This is a genomic window from Burkholderia sp. 4M9327F10 (assembly GCF_005503145.1).
Taxonomy (GTDB): domain Bacteria; phylum Pseudomonadota; class Gammaproteobacteria; order Burkholderiales; family Burkholderiaceae; genus Paraburkholderia.
The window spans coordinates 1-24,896 of sequence record NZ_SCNV01000004.1 but is presented as its reverse complement, the minus strand read 5'-3'; the positions used below and the strand labels follow the sequence as shown (position 1 = coordinate 24,896).

General features: G+C 62.3%; 19 protein-coding genes and 1 other RNA gene. 8 read left to right on the top strand and 12 right to left on the bottom strand.

The genetic code is table 11. The features are described from left to right. Positions 1-72: 72 nt before the first annotated feature. The gene (gyrA, locus tag FFS45_RS05890) at positions 73-2,661 is read right to left on the bottom strand and encodes a DNA gyrase subunit A (RefSeq protein WP_249362673.1); all 2,589 of its coding nucleotides are present in this window, start codon (positions 2,659-2,661) and stop codon (positions 73-75) included. Between the two features lie 541 nt (positions 2,662-3,202). Between gyrA and ompA the strand changes: the two genes are divergently transcribed. The 4 genes from ompA (at position 3,203) to ssrA (ending at position 5,952) form a co-directional block, all read left to right on the top strand. Beyond that, positions 3,203-3,850, top strand: coding sequence for an outer membrane protein OmpA (gene ompA, locus FFS45_RS05885; RefSeq protein WP_137953790.1), 648 nt, complete (start codon positions 3,203-3,205; stop codon positions 3,848-3,850). A gap of 226 nt (positions 3,851-4,076) precedes the next feature. Further along, the gene (ubiG, locus tag FFS45_RS05880) at positions 4,077-4,775 is read left to right on the top strand and encodes a bifunctional 2-polyprenyl-6-hydroxyphenol methylase/3-demethylubiquinol 3-O-methyltransferase UbiG (RefSeq protein ID WP_137953990.1); all 699 of its coding nucleotides are present in this window, start codon (positions 4,077-4,079) and stop codon (positions 4,773-4,775) included. 31 nt (positions 4,776-4,806) lie between these two features. After that, positions 4,807-5,520 (top strand): phosphoglycolate phosphatase, encoded by a 714-nt coding sequence (gph, locus tag FFS45_RS05875; RefSeq protein ID WP_137953789.1) that lies wholly within the window; start codon positions 4,807-4,809, stop codon positions 5,518-5,520. A 62-nt stretch (positions 5,521-5,582) separates the two neighbouring features. Then, positions 5,583-5,952, top strand: a transfer-messenger RNA (tmRNA) gene (gene ssrA / locus FFS45_RS05870). Positions 5,953-6,039: 87 nt separating this feature from the next. Here ssrA and FFS45_RS05865 read toward each other — a convergent pair. The 4 genes from FFS45_RS05865 to FFS45_RS05850 form a co-directional block, all read right to left on the bottom strand. Continuing rightward, positions 6,040-7,389, bottom strand: coding sequence for a TolC family outer membrane protein (locus FFS45_RS05865; RefSeq protein ID WP_137953788.1), 1,350 nt, complete (start codon positions 7,387-7,389; stop codon positions 6,040-6,042). Beyond that, complete coding sequence (locus FFS45_RS05860) at positions 7,382-9,514, bottom strand: peptidase domain-containing ABC transporter (RefSeq protein ID WP_137953787.1); 2,133 nt, start codon at positions 9,512-9,514, stop codon at positions 7,382-7,384. The genes FFS45_RS05865 and FFS45_RS05860 overlap by 8 nt, the downstream gene beginning before the upstream one ends. Before the next feature lies 1 nt (position 9,515). Then, complete coding sequence (locus FFS45_RS05855; RefSeq protein WP_137953786.1) at positions 9,516-10,709, bottom strand: HlyD family efflux transporter periplasmic adaptor subunit; 1,194 nt, start codon at positions 10,707-10,709, stop codon at positions 9,516-9,518. Positions 10,710-10,802: 93 nt separating this feature from the next. Beyond that, on the bottom strand, positions 10,803-11,756 hold the full coding sequence (locus FFS45_RS05850; protein WP_249362672.1) for a hypothetical protein: 954 nt from the start codon (positions 11,754-11,756) through the stop codon (positions 10,803-10,805). An 870-nt stretch (positions 11,757-12,626) separates the two neighbouring features. On the opposite strand from FFS45_RS05850, the gene FFS45_RS05845 reads away from it, so the two are divergent. Further along, positions 12,627-13,409 carry a substrate-binding domain-containing protein gene (locus FFS45_RS05845; protein ID WP_137953785.1) on the top strand — a complete coding sequence of 261 codons (783 nt, stop codon included), beginning with the start codon at positions 12,627-12,629 and terminating at the stop codon, positions 13,407-13,409. A gap of 89 nt (positions 13,410-13,498) precedes the next feature. Here FFS45_RS05845 and FFS45_RS05840 read toward each other — a convergent pair whose 3' ends face one another. The 4 genes from FFS45_RS05840 to FFS45_RS05825 form a co-directional block, all read right to left on the bottom strand. Then, positions 13,499-13,765, bottom strand: coding sequence for a hypothetical protein (locus FFS45_RS05840; RefSeq protein ID WP_137953784.1), 267 nt, complete (start codon positions 13,763-13,765; stop codon positions 13,499-13,501). Positions 13,766-13,874: 109 nt separating this feature from the next. Continuing rightward, positions 13,875-15,650: an FAD-dependent monooxygenase gene (locus FFS45_RS05835; RefSeq protein WP_137953783.1), complete on the bottom strand. Its 1,776-nt coding sequence runs from the start codon at positions 15,648-15,650 to the stop codon at positions 13,875-13,877. 79 nt (positions 15,651-15,729) lie between these two features. Beyond that, on the bottom strand, positions 15,730-16,962 hold the full coding sequence (locus FFS45_RS05830) for a cation diffusion facilitator family transporter (protein WP_249362670.1): 1,233 nt from the start codon (positions 16,960-16,962) through the stop codon (positions 15,730-15,732). Further along, positions 16,962-17,291 (bottom strand): metalloregulator ArsR/SmtB family transcription factor, encoded by a 330-nt coding sequence (locus tag FFS45_RS05825; RefSeq protein WP_171029592.1) that lies wholly within the window; start codon positions 17,289-17,291, stop codon positions 16,962-16,964. The genes FFS45_RS05830 and FFS45_RS05825 overlap by 1 nt, the downstream gene beginning before the upstream one ends. Positions 17,292-17,417: 126 nt before the next feature. Between FFS45_RS05825 and FFS45_RS05820 the strand changes: the two genes are divergently transcribed. Then, positions 17,418-19,265 carry a tetratricopeptide repeat protein gene (locus FFS45_RS05820; RefSeq protein WP_137953781.1) on the top strand — a complete coding sequence of 616 codons (1,848 nt, stop codon included), beginning with the start codon at positions 17,418-17,420 and terminating at the stop codon, positions 19,263-19,265. A gap of 121 nt (positions 19,266-19,386) precedes the next feature. On the opposite strand, the gene FFS45_RS05815 is transcribed toward FFS45_RS05820, so the two are convergent. Beyond that, the gene (locus FFS45_RS05815; RefSeq protein WP_137953780.1) at positions 19,387-20,682 is read right to left on the bottom strand and encodes an MFS transporter; all 1,296 of its coding nucleotides are present in this window, start codon (positions 20,680-20,682) and stop codon (positions 19,387-19,389) included. 310 nt (positions 20,683-20,992) lie between these two features. Here FFS45_RS05815 and FFS45_RS05810 point away from each other — a divergent pair, with 310 nt between their 5' ends. Continuing rightward, entirely contained in the window at positions 20,993-21,538 is a 546-nt protein-coding gene (locus FFS45_RS05810) for a GNAT family N-acetyltransferase (protein WP_137953779.1), read from the top strand. Positions 21,539-21,851: 313 nt separating this feature from the next. Next, entirely contained in the window at positions 21,852-22,892 is a 1,041-nt protein-coding gene (locus FFS45_RS05805) for a hypothetical protein (protein WP_137953778.1), read from the top strand. A 98-nt stretch (positions 22,893-22,990) separates the two neighbouring features. Here the strand turns inward: FFS45_RS05805 and FFS45_RS05800 are convergent, their stop codons facing one another. Together FFS45_RS05800 and FFS45_RS05795 are read right to left on the bottom strand one after the other, a co-directional pair. Continuing rightward, positions 22,991-23,722 (bottom strand): DUF2968 domain-containing protein, encoded by a 732-nt coding sequence (locus FFS45_RS05800; RefSeq protein ID WP_137953777.1) that lies wholly within the window; start codon positions 23,720-23,722, stop codon positions 22,991-22,993. Between the two features lie 300 nt (positions 23,723-24,022). Continuing rightward, positions 24,023-24,896: type 1 glutamine amidotransferase (locus FFS45_RS05795; RefSeq protein ID WP_171029580.1), on the bottom strand; the 874-nt coding region annotated here is incomplete at its 5' end.

Below are 24,896 nucleotides of genomic sequence, written 5' to 3'. Positions count from 1 at the left end.
ACTGCGTATCGGCCCGATACGCCTGTCTGCGTCCACGCAGCGTTCACCCAATATGAGACCTGCCGACCCGATTCAGGCGGCTCCGCCCTCTTCACCGCTTTCGTCACCGTCAGCGGGACCTTCGGCGTCGCCATCCACATCTACATCGGCTTCAGCCTCAGCAACCTGTTGCAGACCGGACAGCTTCGTCCCTTCATCAAGACTGATGAGTGTAACACCTTGGGTTGCGCGGCCCATTTCACGGATTTCCGACACGCGCGTGCGGATCAGCACGCCCGTATTGGTAATCAGCATGATCTGCGCTTCCTGATCCACCAGCGTTGCGGCAACGACACGTCCGTTGCGCTCCGACGTCTGGATCGCGATCATCCCCTTCGTCCCACGCCCGTGGCGTGTGTACTCGGTGATCGGCGTGCGTTTGCCGAAGCCGTTTTCCGTGGCAGTAAGCACTGACTGCTGCTCGTCGCCCGCCACCAGCAGCGCAATCACCTGCTGCCCGTCGTCGAGCTGCATGCCGCGCACACCGCGTGCTTCCCGGCCCATCGGACGCACGTCGTTCTCGTCGAAGCGCACTGCCTTGCCCGAATCCGAGAACAGCATGACGTCGTGCTGGCCGTCGGTGATCGCCGCGCCAATCAGGTAATCACCATCATCCAGACCGACCGCAATAATACCCTTGCGCAGCGGCCGGCTAAAGGCTTCCAGCGGCGTCTTTTTTACCGTTCCTAACGCGGTGGCCATGAACACGTACTTGTCGGCCGAGAATTCCTTGACCGGCAGCACCACCGTGATCTTCTCGCCGTCCTGCAGCGGGAACATGTTCACGATCGGGCGGCCGCGCGAGTTGCGCGAGCCCTGCGGCACTTCGTAGACCTTGACCCAGTAGACGCGGCCGCGGTTCGAGAAGCACAGGATGTGGTCGTGCGTGTTGGCGATGAAGAGCGTGTCGATCCAGTCGTCTTCCTTCATGGAAGTCGCCTGTTTGCCGCGACCTCCGCGCTTCTGGGCGCGATATTCGGACAACGGCTGCGATTTCACATAACCGGCGTGCGACATGGTGACCACCATGTCTTGCGGCGTGATCAGGTCTTCGGTGTTCAGCTCGGTCGCGTTCAGCTCGATCTTCGAGCGGCGCGCGTCGCCAAATTCGGCCTTGATCGAGGTGAGTTCGTCGACGATGATCGCAGTAATGCGTTCCGGGCGTGCCAGAATGTCCAGCAGATCGGCGATTTGCGCCATCACTTCGCGGTACTCGCCGATGATCTTGTCCTGCTCCAGACCCGTCAGGCGTTGCAGACGCATCTGCAAGATTTCCTGAGCCTGGGTGTCGGACAGGCGATAGAGGCCATCGGACTGCATGCCGAACGCGGGGTTCAGACCTTCAGGGCGATACGCATCGCGACCACCAACTGCGGCGTTTTCCGTCTCGGCGCGCGACAACATTTCGCGCACCAGCGACGAATCCCACGGACGCGCCATCAAGTCCTGCTTCGCAATAGGCGGCGTCGGCGCTGCCTTGATGATTGCGATGAATTCGTCGATGTTCGCCAGCGCGACGGCCAGACCTTCCAGCACGTGCCCGCGTTCGCGCGCCTTGCGCAGTTCGTATACAGTGCGCCGCGTCAGCACTTCCCGCCGGTGCGACAGGAAGCAGCTCAACATTTCCTTCAGGTTCAGCAGTTTCGGCTGGCCGTCGACCAGCGCGACCATGTTCATGCCGAACGTATCCTGAAGCTGGGTCGCCTTATATAGATTGTTGAGGATGACCTCGGGCACTTCGCCGCGCTTGAGCTCGATCACCACGCGCATGCCGCTCTTGTCGGACTCGTCGCGGATATCGGAAATGCCTTCGAGCTTTTTCTCGTTGACGAGCTCGGCGATGCGCTCCAGCAGCGAGCGCTTGTTCACCTGATACGGCAGTTCGTCGACGATGATGGCCATGCGCTGGCCGCGGTCGATTTCCTCGAAGTGCGTGAGCGCGCGCATCACCACGCGGCCGCGGCCGGTGTGATAGCCGTCGCGCACGCCGGCCACGCCGTAGATGATGCCGGCGGTCGGGAAGTCCGGCGCCGGGACGATCTCGATCAGCTCGTCGATCGACGCTTCCGGGTTCTTCAGCAGATGCTGACAGGCGTCGACGATTTCGTTGAGATTGTGCGGCGGGATGTTGGTTGCCATCCCCACTGCGATCCCGGACGCGCCATTGATCAGCAGATTGGGAATGCGCGCCGGCAGGATGGCCGGTTCGTTTTCACTGCCGTCGTAGTTCGGCGTGAAGTCGACCGTTTCCTTGTCGATGTCGGCGAGCAGCTCGTGGCCGATCTTCGCCATGCGGATTTCGGTGTACCGCATCGCCGCGGCGTTGTCGCCGTCGACCGAACCGAAGTTGCCCTGGCCGTCCACCAGCATATAGCGCAACGAGAAGTGTTGCGCCATCCGGACAATCGTGTCGTAGACAGCCGTGTCGCCGTGCGGGTGGTATTTACCGATCACGTCGCCGACAATACGCGCCGACTTCTTGTAAGCTCGGTTCCAGTCGTTGTTCAGCTCGTGCATCGCGTACAGCACGCGCCGGTGCACCGGCTTCAGGCCATCGCGAACATCGGGAAGCGCACGCCCCACGATCACGCTCATCGCGTAATCGAGATACGAACGGCGCATTTCCTCCTCTAGGGAGATTGGCAGAGTCTCTTTGGCGAATTGATCCATTATCCGTATCTTTTACGTGCGAAGACGATGGCGGGACACCGCCTCCGCTCATCGGCTCCGCGTAAGCGCTGCAGGCGCAGCGCATCACGCGATTCTAACACGCCAGGCATCCACCTCCGGCGGGGGTACGTATACCTATTAGTGGAAAGCAGGCGAACGGCTCCAGAGACCCCTCTGGGACAACCCGGGCCAGGCCCGTTTTGTGCTGGCCCCTAATCGGCCCTCAGCCATGACTGGCGGGGCGTGCCGCCCCAAGGCTTTTGTTGCGGATGCACCACAATCGGACAGGGGTATGAAAAGGGCGGGAACTTTTTTATCGTGGGAAGGGAACGATATGGCAAAATGCCAACGCACAAAGAGTTAGACACTGCTCGAAGTCTACACAGCGCGTTTTTTGTTCCGCACCAATGTTATACTTCGAGCAATGTATGACTTGTCTTCGTCAACAGGCTCGCAGTAAACCTGCGGTAATCTCAATTTCGAGAGGAGAAATATGAATAAACTTTCAAAGCTCGCGTTCATTGCAGCTACCGCAGTTATGGCTGCATCCGCATCGGCACAGTCGGTGCCGGCGTCGCGACAAGCTACGAACGACAACTGGGTGAACGGTACGGGCGAATACGTGTGGATGAACGGCACGAACGAACTCTGCTGGCGCGATGCATTCTGGACGCCGGCAACCGCTAACGCAAAGTGCGATGGCGCACTGGTTGCCCAAGCTCCGACCCCGCCGGCTCCGGTTCCGGTCGCTCCGGTTATCCAAAGCCAGAAGATTACGTATCAAGCTGACGCTCTGTTCGACTTCGACAAGGCTATCCTGAAGCCGGGCGGCAAGGAAAAGCTGGACGATCTGGCATCGAAGATCGGCGCGCTGAACCTGGAAGTCGTGGTTGCTACGGGTTACACGGACCGCATCGGTTCGGACAAGTACAACGACCGTCTGTCGCTGCGTCGCGCTCAAGCTGTCAAGGCATACCTGGTCAGCAAGGGTATCGAAGCCAACCGTATCTACACGGAAGGCAAGGGCAAGCGCAACCCGGTCACGACCGGTTGCAACCAGAAGAACCGCAAGCAACTTATCGCCTGCCTCGCACCGGATCGTCGCGTGGAAGTCGAAGTTGTCGGTACTTCGAAGCAGTAAGCTCCAAATTACCGCAGTATCAAAGCCCCGCTTCGGCGGGGCTTTTTTTATGTCCGACGGATTTCGCCGTCCCCGGCCGACGCCCGCCCCCTGGCGGCGTCCCGGCTCCAACACCTTGCTGGCAGGCCCCGGAAGCGCGTCATTTTGCCGCCCTGTCCGTCGGCCTATATACTCAGGGTTTATCCTCGACACCCGCTCACCCGCTCTCCTCAAGGCCGCATCCGCCATGACCAATGCCGATCCCCACGAACTGCAGAAATTCAGCGATCTCGCGCATCGCTGGTGGGACCCGAACGCCGAATTCAAACCGCTGCACGAACTGAATCCGGTCCGGCTCAGCTGGATCGACGCTCACGCGCATCTGGCAGGCAAGCGGGTGCTCGATATCGGCTGCGGCGGCGGCATTTTGTCTGAGTCGATGGCCGGATTGGGCGCCCATGTGAAGGGAATCGACCTCTCCCACCAGGCATTGGGGGTCGCAGATCTTCACAGCCTTGAAAGTGGTGTAACCGTAAGTTACGAAGAAATCGCCGCGGAGGCCCTCGCGGCCCGCGAACCCGGCACCTACGACGTCGTGACCTGCATGGAAATGCTGGAACACGTGCCCGAACCGGCGGCTATCGTCGCGGCGTGCAAGACCCTCGTCAAGCCAGGGGGCTGGGTGTTCTTCTCCACGCTCAACCGCAATGTGAAGTCGTATCTGTTCGCGGTGATCGGCGCCGAATACATTGCGCGGATGCTGCCCAAGGGCACCCACGATTACGCGCGCTTTATCCGTCCCTCGGAACTGGCAGCCTTCGTGCGCGCCGCCGAGCTGCGTACCACGGACATCAAGGGCATCGTCTATCACCCGCTCAGCAAGCACTTCGCGCTGTCGGACGACACGAGCATCAACTACATGCTCGCCTGCCGCCGCGACGCCTGACGCGCGCCGGCTCTACTGAACACGTGCATACATGAGCGACCCTACTCCCCTGCCTCAGCGCGAAGACGAAGACGCCTCGATCGGCCTGTGCCAGGCGGTCCTGTTCGATCTCGACGGCACCCTCGCCGACACAGCCCCCGACCTGGCCGCCGCCGTCAACAAGATGCGTCATGAGCGCGGGCTCGAGATGGTGCCGCTCGACGACCTGCGGCCACTGGCATCGGCCGGCGCCCGCGGACTGATTGGGGGCGCCTTCGGCATTGGGCCGGAACATCCGGAATTCGCTACGATGCGCGCGGAGTTTCTGGCCAATTACGAGGCCGACCTGTGCATCGAAACGACGCTCTTTCCGGGCATCGACGCCGTCCTCGATGAACTCGATGCGCGCGGCGTGCGCTGGGGCATCGTCACGAACAAGGCCGCGCGTTTGACCGATCCGCTGGTCGCGCTGCTCGGACTCGATCTGCGGGCGGGCTGCGTAGTGAGCGGCGATACCACGCCGCACTCGAAGCCCCATCCCGCGCCGTTGCTGCACGCGGCACGCGAACTGGATCTCGCGCCGGAGCGGATTGTCTATGTGGGCGACGACTTGCGCGACATCCAGGCGGGTTTCGCGGCCGGGATGGTGACGGTGGCCGCCGCCTACGGCTATTGCGGCAACGACATTCCACCGACCCGCTGGCACGCCCAGCACGTGGTGCAGTCGACGGCTGAGTTGCAAAAGCTGCTGCGCGAGATCGGCTAGGCGAGCGGTGTCAATCTATTGTAAAATCTACTTTGGCCCAGAAATTTGGGGCAACGAACCGCGGGGGCGACCTGGTTTCGACAGGGGTTGCAAAGCGGCTAGGGCATACCGAGGACCCGTCACCTCGTTAATCAATGGGAAAAACGTAACTGCAAACGACGATACGTTCGCACTGGCAGCCTAAGGGCCGCCGTCCTCTGCCTAGTTCACTGACGGGCTAGTGTCGCAAGACCGGTAGCAATACCGACAGAGGTCATATACGTCAGTTAAGCCTTGGCGGTGTCACGACGTCCGGGTCGAAAATCTAGTGAATCGCCGTCACGCAGCGTGTTCGTCCGCGTCGTGGCGGTTAAATCAAATGACAGAACTAAGTATGTAGAACTGGTCGTAGAGTGCTTCTGGACGCGGGTTCGATTCCCGCCGCCTCCACCAAGACACCTGGCAAGCAGCAAAGTTGGACAAAAAACCCCGATAGCGTAAGGCTCTCGGGGTTTTTCATTTTCCGCGAACTCGGGGTACTCAGCGTAATACGCCGGGCGAAGCCGCTGGCACAACCTCCGGCAATAGCAACGAGTTCACCTGCGCCACTTCGTCGGTCGTCAGCGAAGCAGTGGCCGCCTTCAACTGCAACAGCGCCAGCAAGGCGTCGTAGCGCGCCCGGATCAGATCCCGGCGGGTCGCATAGAAAACGTCGACGGTCCGCAGCACGTCAGCGCTCGTCCGGCTCCCGACCTTATAACCCATCTGCGTAGCACCGACAGCGGCGCGGGATGTCTCCAGCAGCCGCGACAGCGATTCGATCCGCGCCACCCCAGCGAGAAATCTCGCGCAGTTCTCGCGCGCAGTTCCACCCGCTTGACGCGTGGCCGAGAGTAGATCGTTTTGCGCCTTATCCTCAAGCGCGATCGTTTCGTCGAGTTTCGCCTCCGTCCCTCCGCCTTCGAAGATCGGAATGGAGATCGAGAGCATCGCAGTGGACGTCGTGGTCGGCGCACTGTAGCCGGTCGCAGCGCCGGCCGGCGAATGGCTTGCCGTCAGGTTGACCGTCGGGTAATGGGCGGCACGCGCCTTCTCTACTTCGAATTCCGCAATCCGGCGATCAATCTGCTTGAGTTGCACAGCGTAGTCATGGGCTTCCGCCTGCGCAGCCCACGCTTCGCCGTCGGCGGGCTCCAGACGCGGCAACCTCGCCGAGTCCGACAGCCGCGACAATGCCGAAAACGGTTGCCCCGTGATCTGTTCGATAGCCATGCGCTTCAGCAGCAAATCGTTGCGCGCGTCCGTCCGTTGCAGTTGTGCCTGCTGCCGCGCGGCCTCCGCCTCCTGCAAGTCGATCACAGTCGCTTCTCCCGCAGACTGCCTGCGCTGAAGCTCATGCATTTGCGCGTCGAGCGCCGCGTCATAGTCAGTCGCTCGGGCAAGCTCGTCCTCTGCCGCCAGCTCGTCGAAATACGCACGCGCAGCCCGCAAAATCGTTGCTTGCTGGGCGCGCGCCACTTCAACGAGCCCACGCGCTTCGACAACACCGGCCTGCCGGTACGCCGTCCAACGACTCCAGTCGAAAAGCGGCTGCGTCAAGCCGACGGTCCAGCCATTCTGCCAGTAGCTGGTGCGAGGCAATCCGTCGATCGTCGTGCTGTTATAAGCCCGCCCCCAGCCGCCGCTCACCTGCGGCAACAGACCCGCCCGCGCTTCGGGCACCGCCTGCCGCGCGGCTCTGGAAGCGGCACGCATTGCGGCGAGGTCCGCATCATGGTCGCTGGCCTGATCGACGACTGACAGCAGATCAACCGCGCAAGCAGAGTTAGGATGCCCCCACAATTCCGCCATGACGACAAGCGACGCCGCCAGCAGCATCCGCTTACTCATAGTCGGCCACCGGATCCTCTACCAAACCTGAATGCGCGCCCTGCTGCTGCGTTTCGAGCAGCAGTTCGCCGTCGACCAGCCGGTAGCGTGTATTGAACGCCGCTGCCAGCGACATGTCATGCGTGATGACGACCACCGTCCGGTCGAGCCGCTGCAACAGCGCGACAATCCGCTGCACCGATGCCGGATCGAGATTCGAGGTCGGTTCGTCGAGCAGCAGCAATTCGCGCTGTTGATACAGCGCACGCGCCAACAGGAGGCGTTGCCGCTGACCAGCCGAAATGTTTGCAATCGTGTCGCTGATAATGGTCCGCGTACGCATCGGCAATCGCATGACGTCAGCGAGCAACCCGACTTCGTCGAGTAGCGCGTGAATACGCGCATCATCCGCGTTGCCGGCGAAGAGCGAGACGTTGTCTGCAATGGAGCCGTGCAGGATGAGATCGCCCTGGCGCATGTGCACGACATGCCGGCGAATCTCGTCGACGGTGAGATTCGGCCACGCGATGCCGTTCAGGGTAATCTCCCCCTCCTGAAGCGGCTCAGCGGCTGCCAGCAACTTGAACAACGTGGATTTGCCGCTTCCCGAGGGCCCGGTAATCACGATCTTGTCGCCCTTGCGAATCGTCATGCTCGCACGTGTCAGAACCGGCTGATCCGAAATGCCATAACTAAACGTGACCTCGCGTACTTCGATCTGCTGGAAGGTCTGGACCTCGACTGCCCGGTGACTGGCGTCGGCGGGCGTATAGCGCTCCGTTTCACAGTCGACGATATCGCCGACCCGCATCACCGGCACGCTAAGCATGAAATACTGGAACGCGGTGTTGATCGAACGGGAAAGACGCTCCGAGAGCAGCGACTTGTAAATCAGGAAGGAATAAAACACGCCGACCGAAATGATGCCGCCTAGCATCAACCGCGCAGCAAACCAGCTAATGACCAGCACTTCCGCATAGTCGACGAACTTCAGGATCGCATCGCGCACGCTGGAGAGCTTGCCGCTATGCACCAGCGCCGCCATATACGCGCGGTACTTCGCCATAAACATGCCTGTGCGCCGCCCTTCGCCTTGCGACAGCTTGATTAGCGAAGCAGCCCGTATCGTCTCAAAGAGCATGTCATCGCAGCGCGCCGATTCTTCCAGTACCAGCGCGTGCGTGTCGCGCATTCTGGAAAACAGCAGAAGCGAAATCACCGCATAGAGCATGAAGAGTCCGAGCGCGATCGCGCTCAGCAAACGGCTCTCTATGAGCATCAATCCAAGGGCGAGCAGGCCGACGGGAATATCGATCCCTAGCGAAATGAGTGCGCGCGTGCAGAATGCGCTGATCTCATCCTGAGCCTTGACCCGGGCGAAGAGATCGCCAACGTGCCGCTTCTCGAAGTATCCGGGCGGGTTGCGCAAAAGATGGCTGACCAGACCTTCGGTCATATTCATCTGTACGATCCCGTACGCCAGTTCGACAAGGTAACTCTGGACGTACTGACTGAACGCACCCACCATGAAAATCGCACCGAACGTAATGACGAGCACATTCAGCAGATTCAGGTTGTCGCCGGCCACGACGTCATCGAGCACGAGGTTGCCCAGATAGGGCATGGCGAGGATCGCGCTCTGGCCGCCGAGCGCGATGAACATCACCTTGAGAATCCGCGCCCCCAGTTGCGGGTTCAGTGCTCGCACCCGTCCAAGCGCCGCGGGCACGAGCGAGCGTGGGCGCAACCGTGGCATCGCCGGGGTCGGCGCGCACTCAAGCAGGTAGCCGGAAACGCAACTGATGAAGGTTTCCATCGACACGCGGCGGCGCCCGCTCGCCGGATCGATCACCTGGACATAACCGCGCCCCAGCTTCTCGAAAACGACAAAATGCGCGCCGCCAAAGTGCAGGATCGCCCCCGGCTTGATCTGTTTCAGGTCCGACGCACCGAACCGGTATGCCTGCACCGCCAGGCCGAAGTCGATCGCCACATCGTACAGGTCCATCAAGGTCAGGCCATTAGCGGAGACAGGCCGGTATGCCTGCAGTTCGCGGATTTCAGTGGCGCGGCCAAAATGCGACAACACCATCGCCAGACAGGCGTAGCCGCATTCGGCCACTTCGTTTTGGTAAATCGCGCGCACCTTAGCCTCGGAGAATGCGGAAAAGCGGTTCCAGTACCCATTCAGCGATCGTTCGGCGCTCGACAACGATGCTTGCCGTGCCCGTCATGCCAGGCAGGATGTCGAACCGCCGTCTGCCGAATTCGAACTGGTTGCCGGCAAGCGTTGCCCACGCCATATAGTCGCCGCCGGGGGCGGCTGCTTCAGATGCACCGGTTGGCGACATGGTCGAACGCACTGTGGTGCGGGAGATTGAATCGATGCGGGCTTCGTAGCTGCCGAAGCGGGCGTACGGAAACGCATCGAGCTTGAGCCGGACTATCTGCCCCTCGCGCACGAAACCGCGCCGCCGTGACGGGATGCGCAGCGCGGCACGCAGGCCGCCGGATTTGCCTGTCGTAATCACGAGCGCGACATCGGTGGGCGTCAGCGTGCGACCAGGCACAAGATCGGAGTATGTGACGACGCCCGCTTCCGGTGCCGAGATGGTGGTGTTCTGACGGTTCTCCTCGAAGCGGATGCGGATGTCCTGAACGTCGCGCGCCTGTTGCGCGTCGAGCTCGCTCAACTGCGCCTCGAGTTCCGCTTGCGCGGTTTTCGCGGTGGCCCGCTCTGCAAGCAACTGCTGGCGCCGTGCGACGCCCTGCGCGACCAGCACGCGCGCCTGATGCGTGTCGGCCCGCGCCTGCTCGATCCGGTCCGCCGCCACGTAATCCGAAACAGATTCGAGTCGCGCGAGCTTGCGGCCGGACTCGTCCACAAGCTCACGGTTCTGCGCGACCTGCTCGTCGATCGAACCCAGCTCGGCGCTACGGCTTTGCTCCGTTAGCCGTGCATTGTCGAGTTGCACAGTCAGCGCAACCCGGCGTTGGCTAAATTGCGCTTCGACGGCATGAATCTGCTGGTCGCGCATGGCCTCGTCGAAAAGCGGGCGCCGCTGGCCGTCGCTCGCCAGTGTGAGGTCCCGCTCAAGACGGAACAGCCGTGTACCCGGAGTCACGCGGTCGTTCTTATGCACGTAAACGTCCGCAACGAGCCCGCTCAGGCCCTCGACCTTGACGTCGGAAGGCGAGACGATTTCGGCGCGTACGTCCTGCTTGAGTTCCACCTCGTGCACGAATGAAAAGATCATCCCCGCAACCACAATTGCCGAAGCGGTATAGGCAATCCAGCGGGACGAAACTTCCTTGAATTGCGGTAGATCGAGAGGTTCCATAAGCCATTTATGCCGACCCGAGCCGGCGCTATTTTTCTCAGAGTCCCCCGCGCGCGGCGCACGTCGCCGGGCGCGACGAACTGCGGACACGCGTTATTTGCTCGCTGCGAATGCATACATGGACGGGTGCCCAACTACGAGTGAGTGCTGGCAATTGTCGATCAACGCTTTTTCGATGTATTCGGACAGCTGCTGCGGCGCGGACGGCTGGGTCAACGCTATGGATGGCAGCAACACGCCTCTGAAGCGTCCTTTTTCAAACGCCAGATAGAACGGAAGTAACAACGCTTCGAATTGCGCGCCGACACGAAACACGCCGTTGTGAATCCGCGCGGCGCGACCGAACATCGATACGCCGACCGTTTCCATAGGGAAGCGATGCAGCGCGAATGGCGGCACATCCGCAAACAGGACGGCGACGCCGCTACGCTTGAGCGCCCGCGCGAGGCGCAGGCCGAGCCCGCTACGATTGTCCTCGTCGTACGTGTAAAGCACCTGGATGCCGGGTATCTGCGCGTGGTCCTGGCCGTACATATCGCGCGGCACACCCGACACCACAGCGATAGACGCGAGACCCAGAAGCTCCCGCATTTCGTCGATCACGTAAATGTTGGCGTATTGCGATACGTAATGAAATGGCGACACGAAGATCGGCCGCCCCGGACTGGCAGCTTGCAGCCGTCGTATCTGCGCTGCCAGTTCGGCCGCGACGGCCTGAAGGTCCGGCCATGCTTCACTGCCACGTAAAAGCCTGCCGTAATAAATTCGTTGATCGATCAGCCGCTCGCGCACACCTGCCGTGGCAATGCTGCCTCTATCAAACGATGCACCGCCGACGCCGCGCGCAAACTCACGGCGCTCGGCCGCACGCCAGCGAGCACTGGAGTCAAACAACGCCCGGATATGCCAAGCCGTTGCAGCCACAGGCGCAACAGCGGCTAAAGGCAGCAGGGCAATCAACGCACCCTTGAGCTGAAAAAGCCGGTGTGAGACGAAATTTCGCAGCAATGCCGGCCATAGTGCGAGTCTCGTGAAATCGATGCTCATATGAAAAGCGGGAAGCCGCGCCCTGAGGACGACTTCCCGCTGCGCCATCAATTACGCACGTGCGAGCGGCTTCGCTGCGGACTTCGACGGGGCGCAGCAGCACTTGCAGCAACCACCGGCAACAGCAGACTTGGCGAGCGCGGAGCGATCGATCTTTTGCATAATATGCCTCTATGATTTAGTTAATCAGATTTACTCAAAGCGATTAGCAATCGATATTGAGCGAGGCGGATCTTAGCACGGTGAATTTTCATTTTCGAGCAACACAAAACCCGAACGACAAATCATTATTATCAACATTTTCCTGCATCAAATGCTGAGCAACCCTGCAACCCCGCCAACAGATCGTCACGATCAACAGCAAGCAAATATCAATTAAATCAAACGCCTACCAAAAACACCATAGAATAAATTCGGAGGCCATAGAAAAAATACCACAGAAATAAATTGCATCGCCTGAAGAATTTTCCACCCACTAAAGTCGAAAAATTCCATGAATACCATTAATGCATTTCCACATAAAATCAGATATTTCACGTAACGAACCAGAAAATACCGCTGATAAATTAGGAATTTTCCATTGGCAGAGTCAAGCACGGGTCCCCAGCCCACGCCCCCACGGATTGATACGCGCATGGATTCACCCCAGACCGCCTGGCGCGCCGCGTTGACAGTTCACAAACGGCCCCACTTCGTTGAAGATCGAGTCTCGGCACAAGAGATACCTTCTCTCCTGCCGTTTATGTCCGTATCCGCCTCAGGTAGCGCGCTGTTTCCCGCGTCATGACTGGGTGCGGCCCACAAGCTGCCGGTGCAGGCGCACGGAGCCCGTCCGGATAGCGCCAGCGACATCTCCATTCAGAACGAGTCATGAAATCACTCTTGTCGAAACTGTCTGCCGCAGCACTTATCAGCGGCTTGTTGCTGGCGCAAAGTGCGCACGCGGTCGATCTCCACGTGATGATCTCCGGCGGCTTCACGGCCGCCTACAAGTTGCTCACGCCAAAGTTCGAAGAGAAATCGGGGAATACGGTCGATACCGCCTATGGGCCGTCGATGGGCAATTCGCCGGAAGCGATTCCCAACCGCCTCGCACGCAACGAGGCTGCGGACGTGGTGATCATGGTGGGTTACGCGCTCGACAAGCTGATCGCCGAGGGCAAGATCATCCCGGGCTCACGCGTGGAGCTGGCCGATTCGCGCATCGGCATGGCGGTCCGGGCAGGCGAACCCAAGCCGGACATCGGCAGCGTCGAGGCGTTCAGAAAAACCCTGCTGGAAGCGAAGTCAGTCGCCTATTCGGATAGCGCGAGCGGCGTCTATATCCAGAACGATCTCTTCGAGAAAATGGGCATTGAGGCTCAGATGAAGCCCAAGGCGACCATGATCCCCAAGATTCCGGTGGGCTCGGTCGTCGCCAAAGGTGACTATCAACTGGGTTTTCAGCAGGTGAGCGAACTGTTGCCGGTGCCCGGTATCGAGTTCGTCGGCAAGATTCCCGAGTCGCTGCAATCCGTGACCCGTTACGCGGCCGGGATTCCGGTCAACGCAGCACATCCGCGTGAAGCGAGGCAGCTTATTGACTTCCTCGCGTCGCCCGAGGCGGCGCACGATGTGGCCAGCACCGGCCTCGATCCACTCGCCACGAAATAAAAATTCATCACCGCAGCCGTGGCGCCCGCTTGCGCCACGGTGCTACCCGGCTCAATTTGCCGCGTCAGGCTACGGCCTGCGGCCGTTGACTATTGATCTTGCGGACACTGCAGGTTGCAGCCGTCCGGGTCACCGTTGTCGCCCTTGCGGCGCATCGCCGATTTCTTGTCGGACTGGTATTTGTTAGACGGCGCCGAGGCGGCAAACGGCAATTGCGGGTGTTCCTGCAAGTGGAATTCGTCGGTCAGGATGCCGCCTGGCACGCCCGGCGAATTTTGCGCAAAAGCGATGGAAACTGTGGCGCACAGCGCACCGGCCGCAACCGCCACGGCACAGGCTTTGAGTAGAACGTTCATGTCGATCCGGCGCGGCGGGCCGCGCAGTTGAGGCTAACCAGAAGACTCAAGAGTATCTCATACCGCACTGCGACGCAGCGGCACGCGTCGCCTAGGTTGTTACCGACGCTTACCCCGCAAACCATGCCTCGCAATGGCGCAGCAAGGCGTTCAGATCGGATGAAGGCCGTCCGCGCACGCTGACGTAGCCGTCCGGGCGCACCAGGTAGAACGCGGGCCGGGTCCGCCCATATGACTCGGAGAGCGGCGGCGCGCCCTCGCCTGCGATATCCGTGATGCGCCAGATCCGTACCCCGCCTGCCAGCAGCCGCTCGACGGCTGCGCTCAGACGGTCCAGATCCGCCGCATTTGCCGCGGCAATGCGGCCAGCGGACGTACCGAGCGACAGTTCCTCAGTGCCAATGAGCCCATTCGGACCATTGGGCGCAACCAGCAGGAACAGCGAGAAAAACGCCGGATCGTGCAGATCGAAAATGCAGCCGACGCCAGGCGCGCGGCCCAGCGGCCCATCCACCACATGCACCAGCGCGTCCGGCGCCCGTTCCCCCGCGCGCGGCCCGCCGTCGAGGAGCCGCTCGAGCGTCAGCGGACTGCGCCGGTACTGGATCGACAGCTCGCTCACCGTGAGACGCGCGGCATCGCGCAGCGGACCGAGCGCGGCCAGCGTCGGCATCACGCGTTCGCGCAAAAGCTTGAGCGGCCCGTGGTCGGCTTCGGCAAGCTGCGTAACGAAGCTCGTCTGCCGCAACACGTACCGTTCAATCGGATGCCGCTCCAGGTGATAGGAATCAAGCAGCCGGTCCGGCGCATCGCCCTTGATCACGCGAGCCAGTTTCCAGCCCAGATTGAAGGCCTCCTGAATGCCCGTGTTCATTCCCTGGGCTCCTGCGGGGCTGTGCACATGCGCAGCGTCGCCGGCAAGAAACACACGCCCAACCCGCAACTGTTCGACCATCCGGCTATTCAGATGGAAATACGCCGCCCAGCCGAGTTCCGCGAATTTCACCGGATGATGGATGCGCCGTCCGGCAATCGCGCAGCACTCGTCGAGCGACGGCGACGCTAAAGCCGCGGCGGCGGCGGGTGACGAAGGCGAAGACGTCGCGTCGGCAGGCGCCGTCGATGAGTCCGCGCTGTGCGCGCTGTCGGGGTCAGCCGGCGCCGAGCCCGCCTCGGCCGGCTCGGACTGCGCGGGATGATCGGCAATCAGCCGGTAACGCCCGCCGCCCATCGGGAACAGCGCTGCCAGCCCTTCGCCGGAGGCAAAGATATGAAACTCGTCGTCGGGCCATTCGGTTTCGGCATGCAGATCAGCCAGCAAAAAAGTCTGCTCGAAGGTCTTGCCCGCGAAGCTCATGTCGAGCCGGTGGCGAATCGCACTATGCGCGCCGTCGGCCGCGATCAGATACGAGGGATGCAAGGTTTCACTGCGGCCGTCGGCGCGCTGTAGCGAGGCGCTCAGTCCCGCTGAGCCCTGGACGAACTCTGTCAGCTCGACACCACGCTCTGCGCTCACGCCGAGTGTCGCCAGATGCTCGGTCAGCAGGCGCTCGGTGATGGACTGATCGAGAAAGAGCAGATAGGGATAGCGGGTCTGCAGCGGATCGAAATCGAGGCGTGCGAGGCGTTGGCCGTTCGAATAGAGATTGGCTGCGCGAGCCCGATGGCCCAATTCCAGAAACGGCTCGACAAGACGATGCTGTTCGAACAGCTCAAGCGTGCGCGCCTGGATGCCGATGGCCCGCGAATGCGGGTTGGGTTGCAACGCCTTGTCAATCAGGCGCACGGGAATATGCGCGCGCGCCAGGCTCATTGCGGCAGCCAGCCCGGTTGGGCCCGCCCCAACGATCAGCACCGGCGACGCACCGTATGAAGCGGCGGCCATGCGGAACTCCGGAGACCAACATCCCGCCTAGTGTACGCCGCTGCCCCGCCGACTAAAGGTGCGGTGCGTCAATCCGGGCTCAACCGGCGTGCGGATGATCGAGGGCGCAATGATGCTCGGAGGTGCCGAGGTCCACCTGCAGCGTGGCGTGCTGCATCGCAAATTTTTCGCGCAGCGTCAGGACGATGGAGTCGACGATCGCGTCGCCCGGGTGACCCGCCGGCATCACCAGATGCGCGCTCAGCGCGTTGCCGGTGGTGGAAAGCGCCCACACGTGCAGGTCGTGCACATCGGTGACTCCCGGCTGGCCGGCGAGATAGTCGCGAATCCGCTGCAGATCGACGCCTGGCGGAACCGCATCCAGCGCGAGCCGCACCGAGTCGCGCAGCAGGCCCCATGTGCCATACACGATAACCGCGACGACCACGAGACTCATCAAAGGATCGAGCCAGGTCCAGTTGGTGCCGAGAATCACCAGACCGCTGATTGCCACCGCGGCGGAAATCAGCGCATCGCCGGCCATGTGCAGGAAGGCACCGCGGATATTGAGGTCTTCCTTCTGACCGCGCATGAAGAGCCACGCGGAGAAGCCGTTGACGAGCATGCCCGCAGTAGCGACGACGAACACCGTCAGCCCGGCGACCGGCGCCGGATGCAGCAAGCGGTCGATCGCTTCCGCAACGATGACGCCGGAGGCGAACAGCAGCAGGGCCGCGTTCGCCAGCGACGCGAGGATCGACGTGCTGCCGTAGCCGAACGTATAGCGCGCCGACGGCCGGCGTGCGGTGAGCCATGTGGCGCCCCAGGCCAGCAGCAGGCCCAGCACGTCCGAGAGGTTGTGGCCGGCATCGGCGAGCAGCGCGGTCGAATGGGCGATCACGCCGTAAATGCCCTGCATCAGCACGATCGCGATGTTCAGCGCAACTGCAATGGCGAAGGCGCGCCCATGACCCGCGACCGGCGCATGATGGTGATGGTGCCCGCCATGGCTGTGGTTGTGGCCGTGGCTGTGTCCGTCATTGTGGCTGTGCCCCTTGGCGTGCGGGTGGCCGGCTTCCTTCTCGTGCTCATGGTGATCATGGTGCTCGTGGTGCGCATGCGCGTCGTCACCGTGAGCATGGGAATGAGCGTGTCCGGCATGGTTCGCCTCATCGTGACCCACGTGATCATCCCCCGCGCCGGCTGGCTGCGAAGCATCGGCGGCCGGCGCGCGGGCACCCGGTTCGTCGGCGTCCTGGCCGTCGAACCACACCGGCGCGTGATCGTCTTCGCGCTCCTCAGCGGCCGAATCCGGGCGTGGGGTTTTATTCATTACGAGTCCAGGGAAAAGTCGCTTAGCGGTTCGTCCACATGCTCCAGCATGCCTGCGAGCATGCCGCTGATATGCCGGTCCGCCGCGAGGTAGAACACCTGCTTGCCCTGGCGCTCGGCGCGCACGATGCGCGCTGCGCGCAGCAGGCGCAGATGATGGCTCACCAGCGAAGGCGAGAAACCCAACGACTCGGCAATCGCGCCCACCGAGCGCTGCTCGTCGACGCAGGCCAGCACGATGCGCAGGCGGGTTGGATCACCCAGCAAACGGAACAGGTCGGCAAGCGACACGACACGCTCGTCTGCGGTCTCAGTAGATAAGGGCAGCATCGTTTTCAAACATATGAATACCTGTTCATATGTTATAGATCAAATTCGCGACAGTCAATCGTCGGGTGCGCGGCCGCGAGTATGGGAAAATGCGACATTTGCCTTACACGAGCTGTCCTTCCCGTCATGGAACCCCTGTTTGAGAGCGCCTACGCGGCGCATCGTGACGGCCGCCTCGACGATGCCGAGCGCGGCTATCGCGCCACGCTGAACGTCGATCCCGCGCACGTCGATGCGCTGCACCTGCTGGGCGTGCTGCGTCATCAGCTCGGCCAGCATGCCGAAGCGGCCGACCTCGTCGGCCGCGCGGTCGACCTGCGCCCGCAGGATGCCGCGCTACAGTTGAATCTCGGCAACGCGCTCAAGGCACTGGGTCAGCTCGATGGGGCAATCGAGCGTTTTCGCAACGCCTTGACGCTTGCACCAGCGTTTCCGCTGGCGCACTACAACCTCGGCAACGCTTACGCGCTGGCGGGCCGCCACGAAGACGCGGCAGACGCATTCCAGAAATCGTTGCGCCTGCAACCGGATAACGCTTCGAGCCACAACAACCTCGGCAACGCGCTGCACGCGCTCGGCCGCCATGAAGAAGCGATCGCGTCGTTTCAGCGTGCGCTCGAGCTGCAGCCGGGTCATGCGGGCGCGCACAACAACCTCGGCATGGCGCTGAATGCGCTCGGCAAGGCCGACGAAGCGATCGTGCAGTTCAGCGCGGCGATTGCCGCACAGCCGCGTTTTGTCGCTGCGCACTTCAATCTCGCCAACACGCTGGACGCAACCGGCCAGCACGAACAGGCGCTCGGCGAATTCGAAGCCGTGCTGGCGCTGCAGCCGCAACTGCCGCCCGCGCTATTCGGTCTCGGCAATGCGCTCGCGGCGTTGGGGCGTCACCGCGAAGCGCTGCCGCGCTTTGAACGCGTGGTGGGCCTCGACCCGAAGTTCGCCCTGGCCTGGCTGAGCCTTGGCACCACCCACCACGCGCTTGGCGCGCACGAGGCGGCCGGGCGCGCCTTCGATCAGGCGCTGCGGCTGCGGCCCGATCTCGCCTCGGCGCATATGAACCGGGCGCTGGCGTGGCTCACGCTGGGCGATTTCGCCCGCGGCCTGCCCGAATACGAATGGCGCCTGAGAACCATGGCCCAGCGTGGCATACAAACGCTGCCGCGCTGGCAAGGCGAGCCGATCGAACAACGCACCCTGTTCGTGCATGCCGAACAGGGCTTCGGCGACACGCTGCATTTTGTCCGCTTCGTGCCGCTCGCCGCCCAGCGCGCGGCGCGCGTCGTACTCGAGGTGCAGCCGCAACTCGTGCCGATTCTCGCGCCCGCCGCGCTCGAGTGGCGCGTCACCCTGATCGCGCAAGGCACGCCGCGCCCGCCGGCGGATCTGCAATGCCCGCTGCTCAGCTTGCCGCTCGCGCTCGGCACCCAGCTCGAAACGATCCCCGCGCGCACGCCCTACCTCAGCGTGCCGCAGACCTACAAGCGTAAGTGGCGCGGCTCGCTCGGCGGACACGCCAAGCGCAAGATCGGGCTCGCATGGTCCGGGCGCATCCAGCAACAGGAAAACCGCACGATGCCGCTCGCCGCGCTCGAACCGCTGTTCGCGCTCGAGGGTATCGACTGGATCATCCTGCAGCCCAATCTCAGCGCCGCGGAATGTGCGACGCTCGAGACCCATCCGCGCGCCGGCTTCATTCATCGCTTCGACAAGCGGATCGGCGATTTTGCCGATACCGCGGCGATCATCGAACGGCTCGACGCCGTGGTCTCGATCGATACGTCCATCGCCCATCTGACCGGCGCCCTGCGCAAGCCGCTCTGGCTGATGCTGCCGTTTGCCGCCGACTGGCGCTGGTTTCTCGGCGATTCGCGCAGCCCATGGTATCCCGGCACTCGCCTCGTGCGTCAGCCGAAACCCGGTGCCTGGGATGAGGTGGTCGAAAGCGTCGCGCGCGAGTTACGCGACGCGTAAGAGGTCCGCGGATTCCCAGATTCCCGGCACCCGCTTCTACCCTGCAAAAGAAAAACCCCCACGCTCTTGCAAGCATGGGGGTTTTTCTTTGAGGATGCGGCCGACCCGCGCCGCTTTGTTATCAGGCCGTGCGGTACTGCTCGCGCGATTCCGGCGTGCGATACAGCACGAGCGTCGCGATCAGACCGCAGATTGCCGCAGCTCCGAGCCAGAGGCCCGGAGCCGCCTTGTTGCCGGTGCTATGAATCAGCAGCGTCGAGATGGCGGGCGTGAAGCCGCCGATCGTCGTGGCAAGGCTGTAGGCAAGCGAGAAACCCGCAGTGCGGACCTCAACCGGCATCACTTCGGTCAGCGCCACCACCATCGCGCCGTTGTAGCTCGCGTAGAGGAACGAGAGCCACAACTCGACGGCGAGCAAATGCACAAACGACGGGTCAGCCACCAGCCACTGTACCGCCGGGTACGCCGTGAGGATGGTCAGGATCGTGAACACCAGCAGCACCGGACGGCGGCCGATACGATCCGACAAGGCGCCGGACAAGGGCAGCCAGACCAGATTCGAGAGACCGATACAGACCGTGACGACCAGCGAGTCGATCGACGACAGCTTCAGCACTTCCTTGCCGAAGGTCGGTGTGTAGGCCGTAATCATGTAGAACGACACGGTGGTCATGATCACCATGCCCATGCCGCCAAGCACAACGCCCCAGTTCTCGAGCATCGACTTCATGATTTCGCCCATGCTCGGACGATGCTTGCGGGCGGCAAACTCCTCGGTTTCCTGCAGCGAACGACGGATCAGGAACAGGAACGGCACGATCAGACAGCCGATCAGGAACGGCACGCGCCAGCCCCACGCGCTCATCTCCTCAACCGGCAGCACCTGGTGCAGGAACACGCCGATCAGCGCCGCGAACACCACGGCGACCTGCTGGCTGCCCGACTGCCACGAACAGTAGAAGCCTTTGTTGCCCTTGGTCGCGATCTCCGACAGGTAGACCGACACGCCGCCCAGTTCCACGCCGGCCGAAAAGCCCTGCAGCAGCCGGCCCAACAGCACGAGAATCGGTGCGAGGATGCCGATTGTCGCGTAGCCCGGAATGGCCGCGACCGCCAGCGTGCCGAGCGCCATCAGGCCGAGCGTCAGCATCAGGCCCTTGCGGCGGCCGTGATGGTCGATGTACGCGCCCAGCACGATCGCGCCGAGCGGCCGCATCAGGAAGCCCGCGCCGAATACCGACAGCGACAGCATCAGCGAAGCGAAGTCGCTCCCCCCCGGGAAATAGGTCTTGGCAATCGCCGAAGCGTAGTAGCCGTAGACCATGAAGTCGTACATCTCCAGGAAGTTGCCGCTGACGACGCGGAAAACTGTCCGGAACTTGGATTCGTTGGAAGATGCGTGAGACGCAGTAGACATGACACTCTCGAAATGGCCCGGCGCCGGATTGAATCCAGCATGATCGGGCAGTTGACAACACTTCACCGCGTCGGCGAGCAGATGCCACTGGCGAGGGAGAACCTGGGACGAATGCGCCGGGGGCGCTGCATTTTGATGCTGCCCGCATTGCGCTGGTATCAGGGTAAACCTAGGGGTACCCGCACAATGCCAGCCAAGGCGAATGTTACCGTTCCTGAAGCAAGCTTGCAGTCAAGATGGACACTGATCGCGCCCCTGGCACGGCTCGCAGTACACTCTGAGATTGCCGCCTCACGTGATGCTCCAACTGATGTCTACCACCAGTGCTCTTTCATTACGCCCCGCAACGCCCGCCGATGCCGCACTGATCGCCGCGATCCATTCCACCAGTTGGCAGGCCACTTACCGCGGCCTGCTGCCTGACGACTTTCTCGATGGCGAAGTCACCCGCGAGCGCGCCGCTTACTGGCAGGCGCGCCTCAACGCACCGGGCGCCGAGCGGCGCAGCGTGGCGATCGCCGAGCGTGGCGGCGAGCCGATCGGATTTGTTTGCGTCGAGCGGCAACCGGACTCGGCCTGGGGCGTACTGCTCGACAACCTGCATGCGCTACCTGGCCATCAGGGGATCGGCGTCGGCAAACTGCTGATGCAAGCCGCCATCGACTGGACCGCAGCACAAGGCGAAAACCAGCTCTATCTGTATGTACTTGAGGGCAATACGCCAGCCATCGGTTTCTACGAGCGCCAAGGCTGGCAGTTCGCAGGCGCGGAGCCCGATCACATGGGCGGCGTGGATATCACCGCGCTGCGCTACGTGTACCGGCTGGACCGTCCGCGTGATACAAGCGGGTCTTGATGCTGGTGGCGTGGCGTGGCTCGAGGCGGCAGGCCTGGCGAGCGTCCGAGCCGCCTGTACGGTTGCGCCTGCTCGCGTAAGCATCAGTTAGCCGACGTCAGCTGGCCGACGCCGGCGAGGGCAGCCGATTTTCCGCCACCTGTTTTTTCGGACTAGTCCCATCGCCTATCTATTGCTTGACTGACATGATCGAGCGAACCCCGGCGGCTTCGTGACGAAGCCTCTGCACGGGGTGTCAGAATCACCTCCCGCTGATACGCGCGTCGGAACAATTGCGCCGGGGCGTTACCAGCACGAGGCGTTGCGAGAAACCATGTCGACAGCTATCCCCCTCACCTTGATCGAAGGCGCAATGGCGCTGCCTCGACTGCGCCCGCTAGCCTGCCTGCCGGCGCAGTTTGGCAACCAGTGGGTGCTGCAACCACCCAACATCAGCTTGCGCGCGGAACTGAAAGCGCTTTACGCCGCCATCCTGCGTACGTTTTGTCTCAACGCGGCGGCGATCCGTTCGATGTGCCGGTGGGAGCAGCCGCACGCCGCGGCAGCCGCCGCATTCGACTCAACGGAGCAAGCCGAAGCTGCACATGCTGAAGCCACTGTTGCGCACGCTGTTGGTGTCACGCGCCCTCAGCATGGCGCGTCGCCTCGCTGGGCGGCGTTGGCGGGCGGCGCATGCGCGCTAAGTGGTGCAGCGGTTCTGGCGTGGATCGCATTGGGGCATATGGCCCAGCATCGTGCCTCGACCCTGGAAGTACAACGAGACCCCTTGACGGGGCAAATCGCGCCGCTCCCGGGCCCGCATGAAACGCCCCTGCGCCCTCCTGCGCCTCCTGCGCCTAATAGGAGCGAGCCGGCGCGCCTCGCATCGCCAGACGTGGTGGTAGCCGCCAGCCCCACACACAAAGAGGCGGCGGCCCCGCATGCGGCAAACAACGGCAACCCGCACCTCGAGGTTAGCCGCCATGCTCCGCGAGCCTCCACTGCCTCCGTGAAGACGTTGAAGCGGCCAGTAAAAATGGTGTCACGCGGCGCTTCGTCACGACACCCTACCGCCAAGGTCGCTACACGAAGATGGGCCAAGCCCTCGGCTGCGGGACACTTCTCCCCTTCGATGCACAATGCGCTCGGCGTCGACAACTACGCCTCGATCCGCATGTCAGCGGGGACGCATGTGCGCAAGCCTGCCCGCCCGGACCTGTACGCACGGGCAATTGAAACGGCACAGGCAAACTCCATCCACCGCGATGCGGACACCCCTCGCACGCACAGCGCCGGCAGCACGGATAGCACCGCGTGGGCGCAACAAATCTCGCAGCGCCGGGTCACCGAAATACCCGACCAGTTCGCCAAATAGCCCTGAAACCGCGGCAAAAGCAGCCGTGCAAACGCAGAAAGCCCGGCACATTGCCGGGCTTTCTGCGTTTCGACTCGCAACGAGGACGGTGGCGCAGCCTAGCGCGGCGCCGGCAAACCCGATTCGCTCATACGCTGCAATTGCAAAACTTCGTTTTGCACCTGGCGCAGTTGCGCCTGAGCCCGCTCCTTCTCAGCACGCAATGCCACTGCCTCGACCTGCGTCTGGCGTTGATAGTCGTTGACCCTTGCCTGCTGCGTACGGGCCACGTCCAGATCAGCCTGCAGGCGCTTTGCACGGTCTTCCGAGCGCGCAATCACATCTTCAATGAACGCCTTCTGTGCCTGCAACTGGGTGCGGCGGAGTTCCACGTCAGCCAGTTGTACCGTCTGCTGCACAAAGCCGGCATAGACGGCCTCCGCGCGGAGCTCGTCCTCCGATTTGATCACGCGCCAGAAATGCTTGTCTTGAAACAACGCTATGTAGTACGTCATTTCCTGCGGATAGAAAAGCAGACTCGCACCGTAGGTTCCGTTGTAGGTAGTGCGCAGTTCCGTAAGCTGCGAGTCGTGAATCATTTGCATCAGTTCGGCAACGTTGCCTTGCACATCGCCACCCGCGGAGACGCTGGAGGCAGGGGACGCGACCGCCTGCAACGCAGCGGCAACCGGCTGCGGCGTGAGCGTATTCATGGCCGGGCGGGTTCCGACGACCGGCGCCGAATCCGTTGAACCGGCGCCCTCTCCTGCCAGCGCGAGACCACCATGCTGCAGCAGCGCACACGTGGTTGCGAGCAGCATTGCGCGCCGGACAGCTAAGGGGGACTTCATACGTGCATGCTCCATGCGAGTTCCAAACAGCGGTGGATTATCGCGCGGATTTTCACTTAAGCGAAGCGTCCTTGTGTCGTGCGGCAACACTTTAAATCGAGATAGATAGCAATCTTAAGGATTTCTTCAATCGTTTCGTCAGTCGCGAAAAAAAGCCCTGTTTTACCGATGAAAAAAAGATCGCCTGCGTGCTAGCGAAGCATCGTTTGCGTGAAAAAACGGCCCCGTTCGAAAACGGAGCCGTCCTTGTGTGCGCTGCCTGCTTGTCGCGCCCGGCAACCCAATAGCGGGTACGCGGGACTAGAAACGCGTTTCGCGCGCCACCCGCAGGAAGGTGTCGAGCAGCGGCGTGCAATCGAGCAACTCCGGCCCGCCCGCGCGATGAAACTCCGGATGCCACTGCACGCCCATCACGAACGGCGCGCGCCGATAGCGAACCGCTTCGATGATGCCGTCCGACGCGGACACCGCTTCGATATTGAGATCACGCCCGAGGGTCTTGACTGCCTGGTGGTGGATCGAATTGACGATCGCATCGCGCCGGCCCGGGAACATATTGGCCAGCGTGGAGCCGTCCGGAAAATGAATGCCGTGGCGGTGCTGGTCGTAGTGTTCGTTGACGTGAATGCCGGCGGTCGGTACATCGGTGGCGATATCTTGATAAAGCGTGCCGCCGAACGCCACGTTGATCAGTTGACAGCCACGGCAGACCCCGAGCACCGGCTTGCCGGATTCGATGAATTCGTGCAGCAGTTCCAGTTCGTACATGTCGCGCACACGGTCACCGGGCCACTCGGCGCTGCTTGCCTGCTCGGCGTAGGACTGCGGTGAAACATCCGCGCCACCCTGTAACAGCAAGCCGTCCAGATGCTTGGCGTAATCGCGCAGCCGGATATTGCTCGGGTGCAGCATGCCCTCGTGGCCGACGGTCGGAATCATGAACACCAGCACGTCGCGCGACATCACCCAGTGCGCGATCGACTCCTCGAGATACTGCAGGGTCTTGCCGCGCAAACCCTTGGCGCCAGGCTCCGGATGGAAGATCCGCGCCGACACGCCGATGCGCAAGGTCCGCTGGGTGATCCGCTGACCGGCGCGGTCGAAGAGCCGCCGGGCCCGCGCCGCGATGATGCGGCCAAACACCGACCATGCCGAGTCGGTCTGCTTCAGATAG

Bases quoted from the DNA above. Each gene is read 5' to 3' on its own strand.
- gph (WP_137953789.1), top strand. From the start codon at position 4,807: ATGAGCGACCCTACTCCCCTGCCTCAGCGCGAAGACGAAGACGCCTCG.
- FFS45_RS05840 (WP_137953784.1), bottom strand. From the start codon at position 13,765: ATGAACGTTCTACTCAAAGCCTGTGCCGTGGCGGTTGCGGCCGGTGCG.
- FFS45_RS05850 (WP_249362672.1), bottom strand. From the start codon at position 11,756: ATGAGCATCGATTTCACGAGACTCGCACTATGGCCGGCATTGCTGCGA.
- gyrA (WP_249362673.1), bottom strand. From the start codon at position 2,661: ATGCGCCGTTCGTATCTCGATTACGCGATGAGCGTGATCGTGGGGCGT.
- ubiG (WP_137953990.1), top strand. From the start codon at position 4,077: ATGACCAATGCCGATCCCCACGAACTGCAGAAATTCAGCGATCTCGCG.
- FFS45_RS05815 (WP_137953780.1), bottom strand. From the start codon at position 20,682: ATGTCTACTGCGTCTCACGCATCTTCCAACGAATCCAAGTTCCGGACA.
- FFS45_RS05845 (WP_137953785.1), top strand. From the start codon at position 12,627: ATGAAATCACTCTTGTCGAAACTGTCTGCCGCAGCACTTATCAGCGGC.
- FFS45_RS05865 (WP_137953788.1), bottom strand. From the start codon at position 7,389: ATGAGTAAGCGGATGCTGCTGGCGGCGTCGCTTGTCGTCATGGCGGAA.
- FFS45_RS05810 (WP_137953779.1), top strand. From the start codon at position 20,993: ATGTCTACCACCAGTGCTCTTTCATTACGCCCCGCAACGCCCGCCGAT.
- FFS45_RS05835 (WP_137953783.1), bottom strand. From the start codon at position 15,650: ATGGCCGCCGCTTCATACGGTGCGTCGCCGGTGCTGATCGTTGGGGCG.
- FFS45_RS05855 (WP_137953786.1), bottom strand. From the start codon at position 10,709: ATGGAACCTCTCGATCTACCGCAATTCAAGGAAGTTTCGTCCCGCTGG.
- FFS45_RS05805 (WP_137953778.1), top strand. From the start codon at position 21,852: ATGTCGACAGCTATCCCCCTCACCTTGATCGAAGGCGCAATGGCGCTG.
- FFS45_RS05800 (WP_137953777.1), bottom strand. From the start codon at position 23,722: ATGAAGTCCCCCTTAGCTGTCCGGCGCGCAATGCTGCTCGCAACCACG.
- FFS45_RS05825 (WP_171029592.1), bottom strand. From the start codon at position 17,291: ATGCTGCCCTTATCTACTGAGACCGCAGACGAGCGTGTCGTGTCGCTT.
- ompA (WP_137953790.1), top strand. From the start codon at position 3,203: ATGAATAAACTTTCAAAGCTCGCGTTCATTGCAGCTACCGCAGTTATG.
- FFS45_RS05820 (WP_137953781.1), top strand. From the start codon at position 17,418: ATGGAACCCCTGTTTGAGAGCGCCTACGCGGCGCATCGTGACGGCCGC.
- FFS45_RS05830 (WP_249362670.1), bottom strand. From the start codon at position 16,962: ATGAATAAAACCCCACGCCCGGATTCGGCCGCTGAGGAGCGCGAAGAC.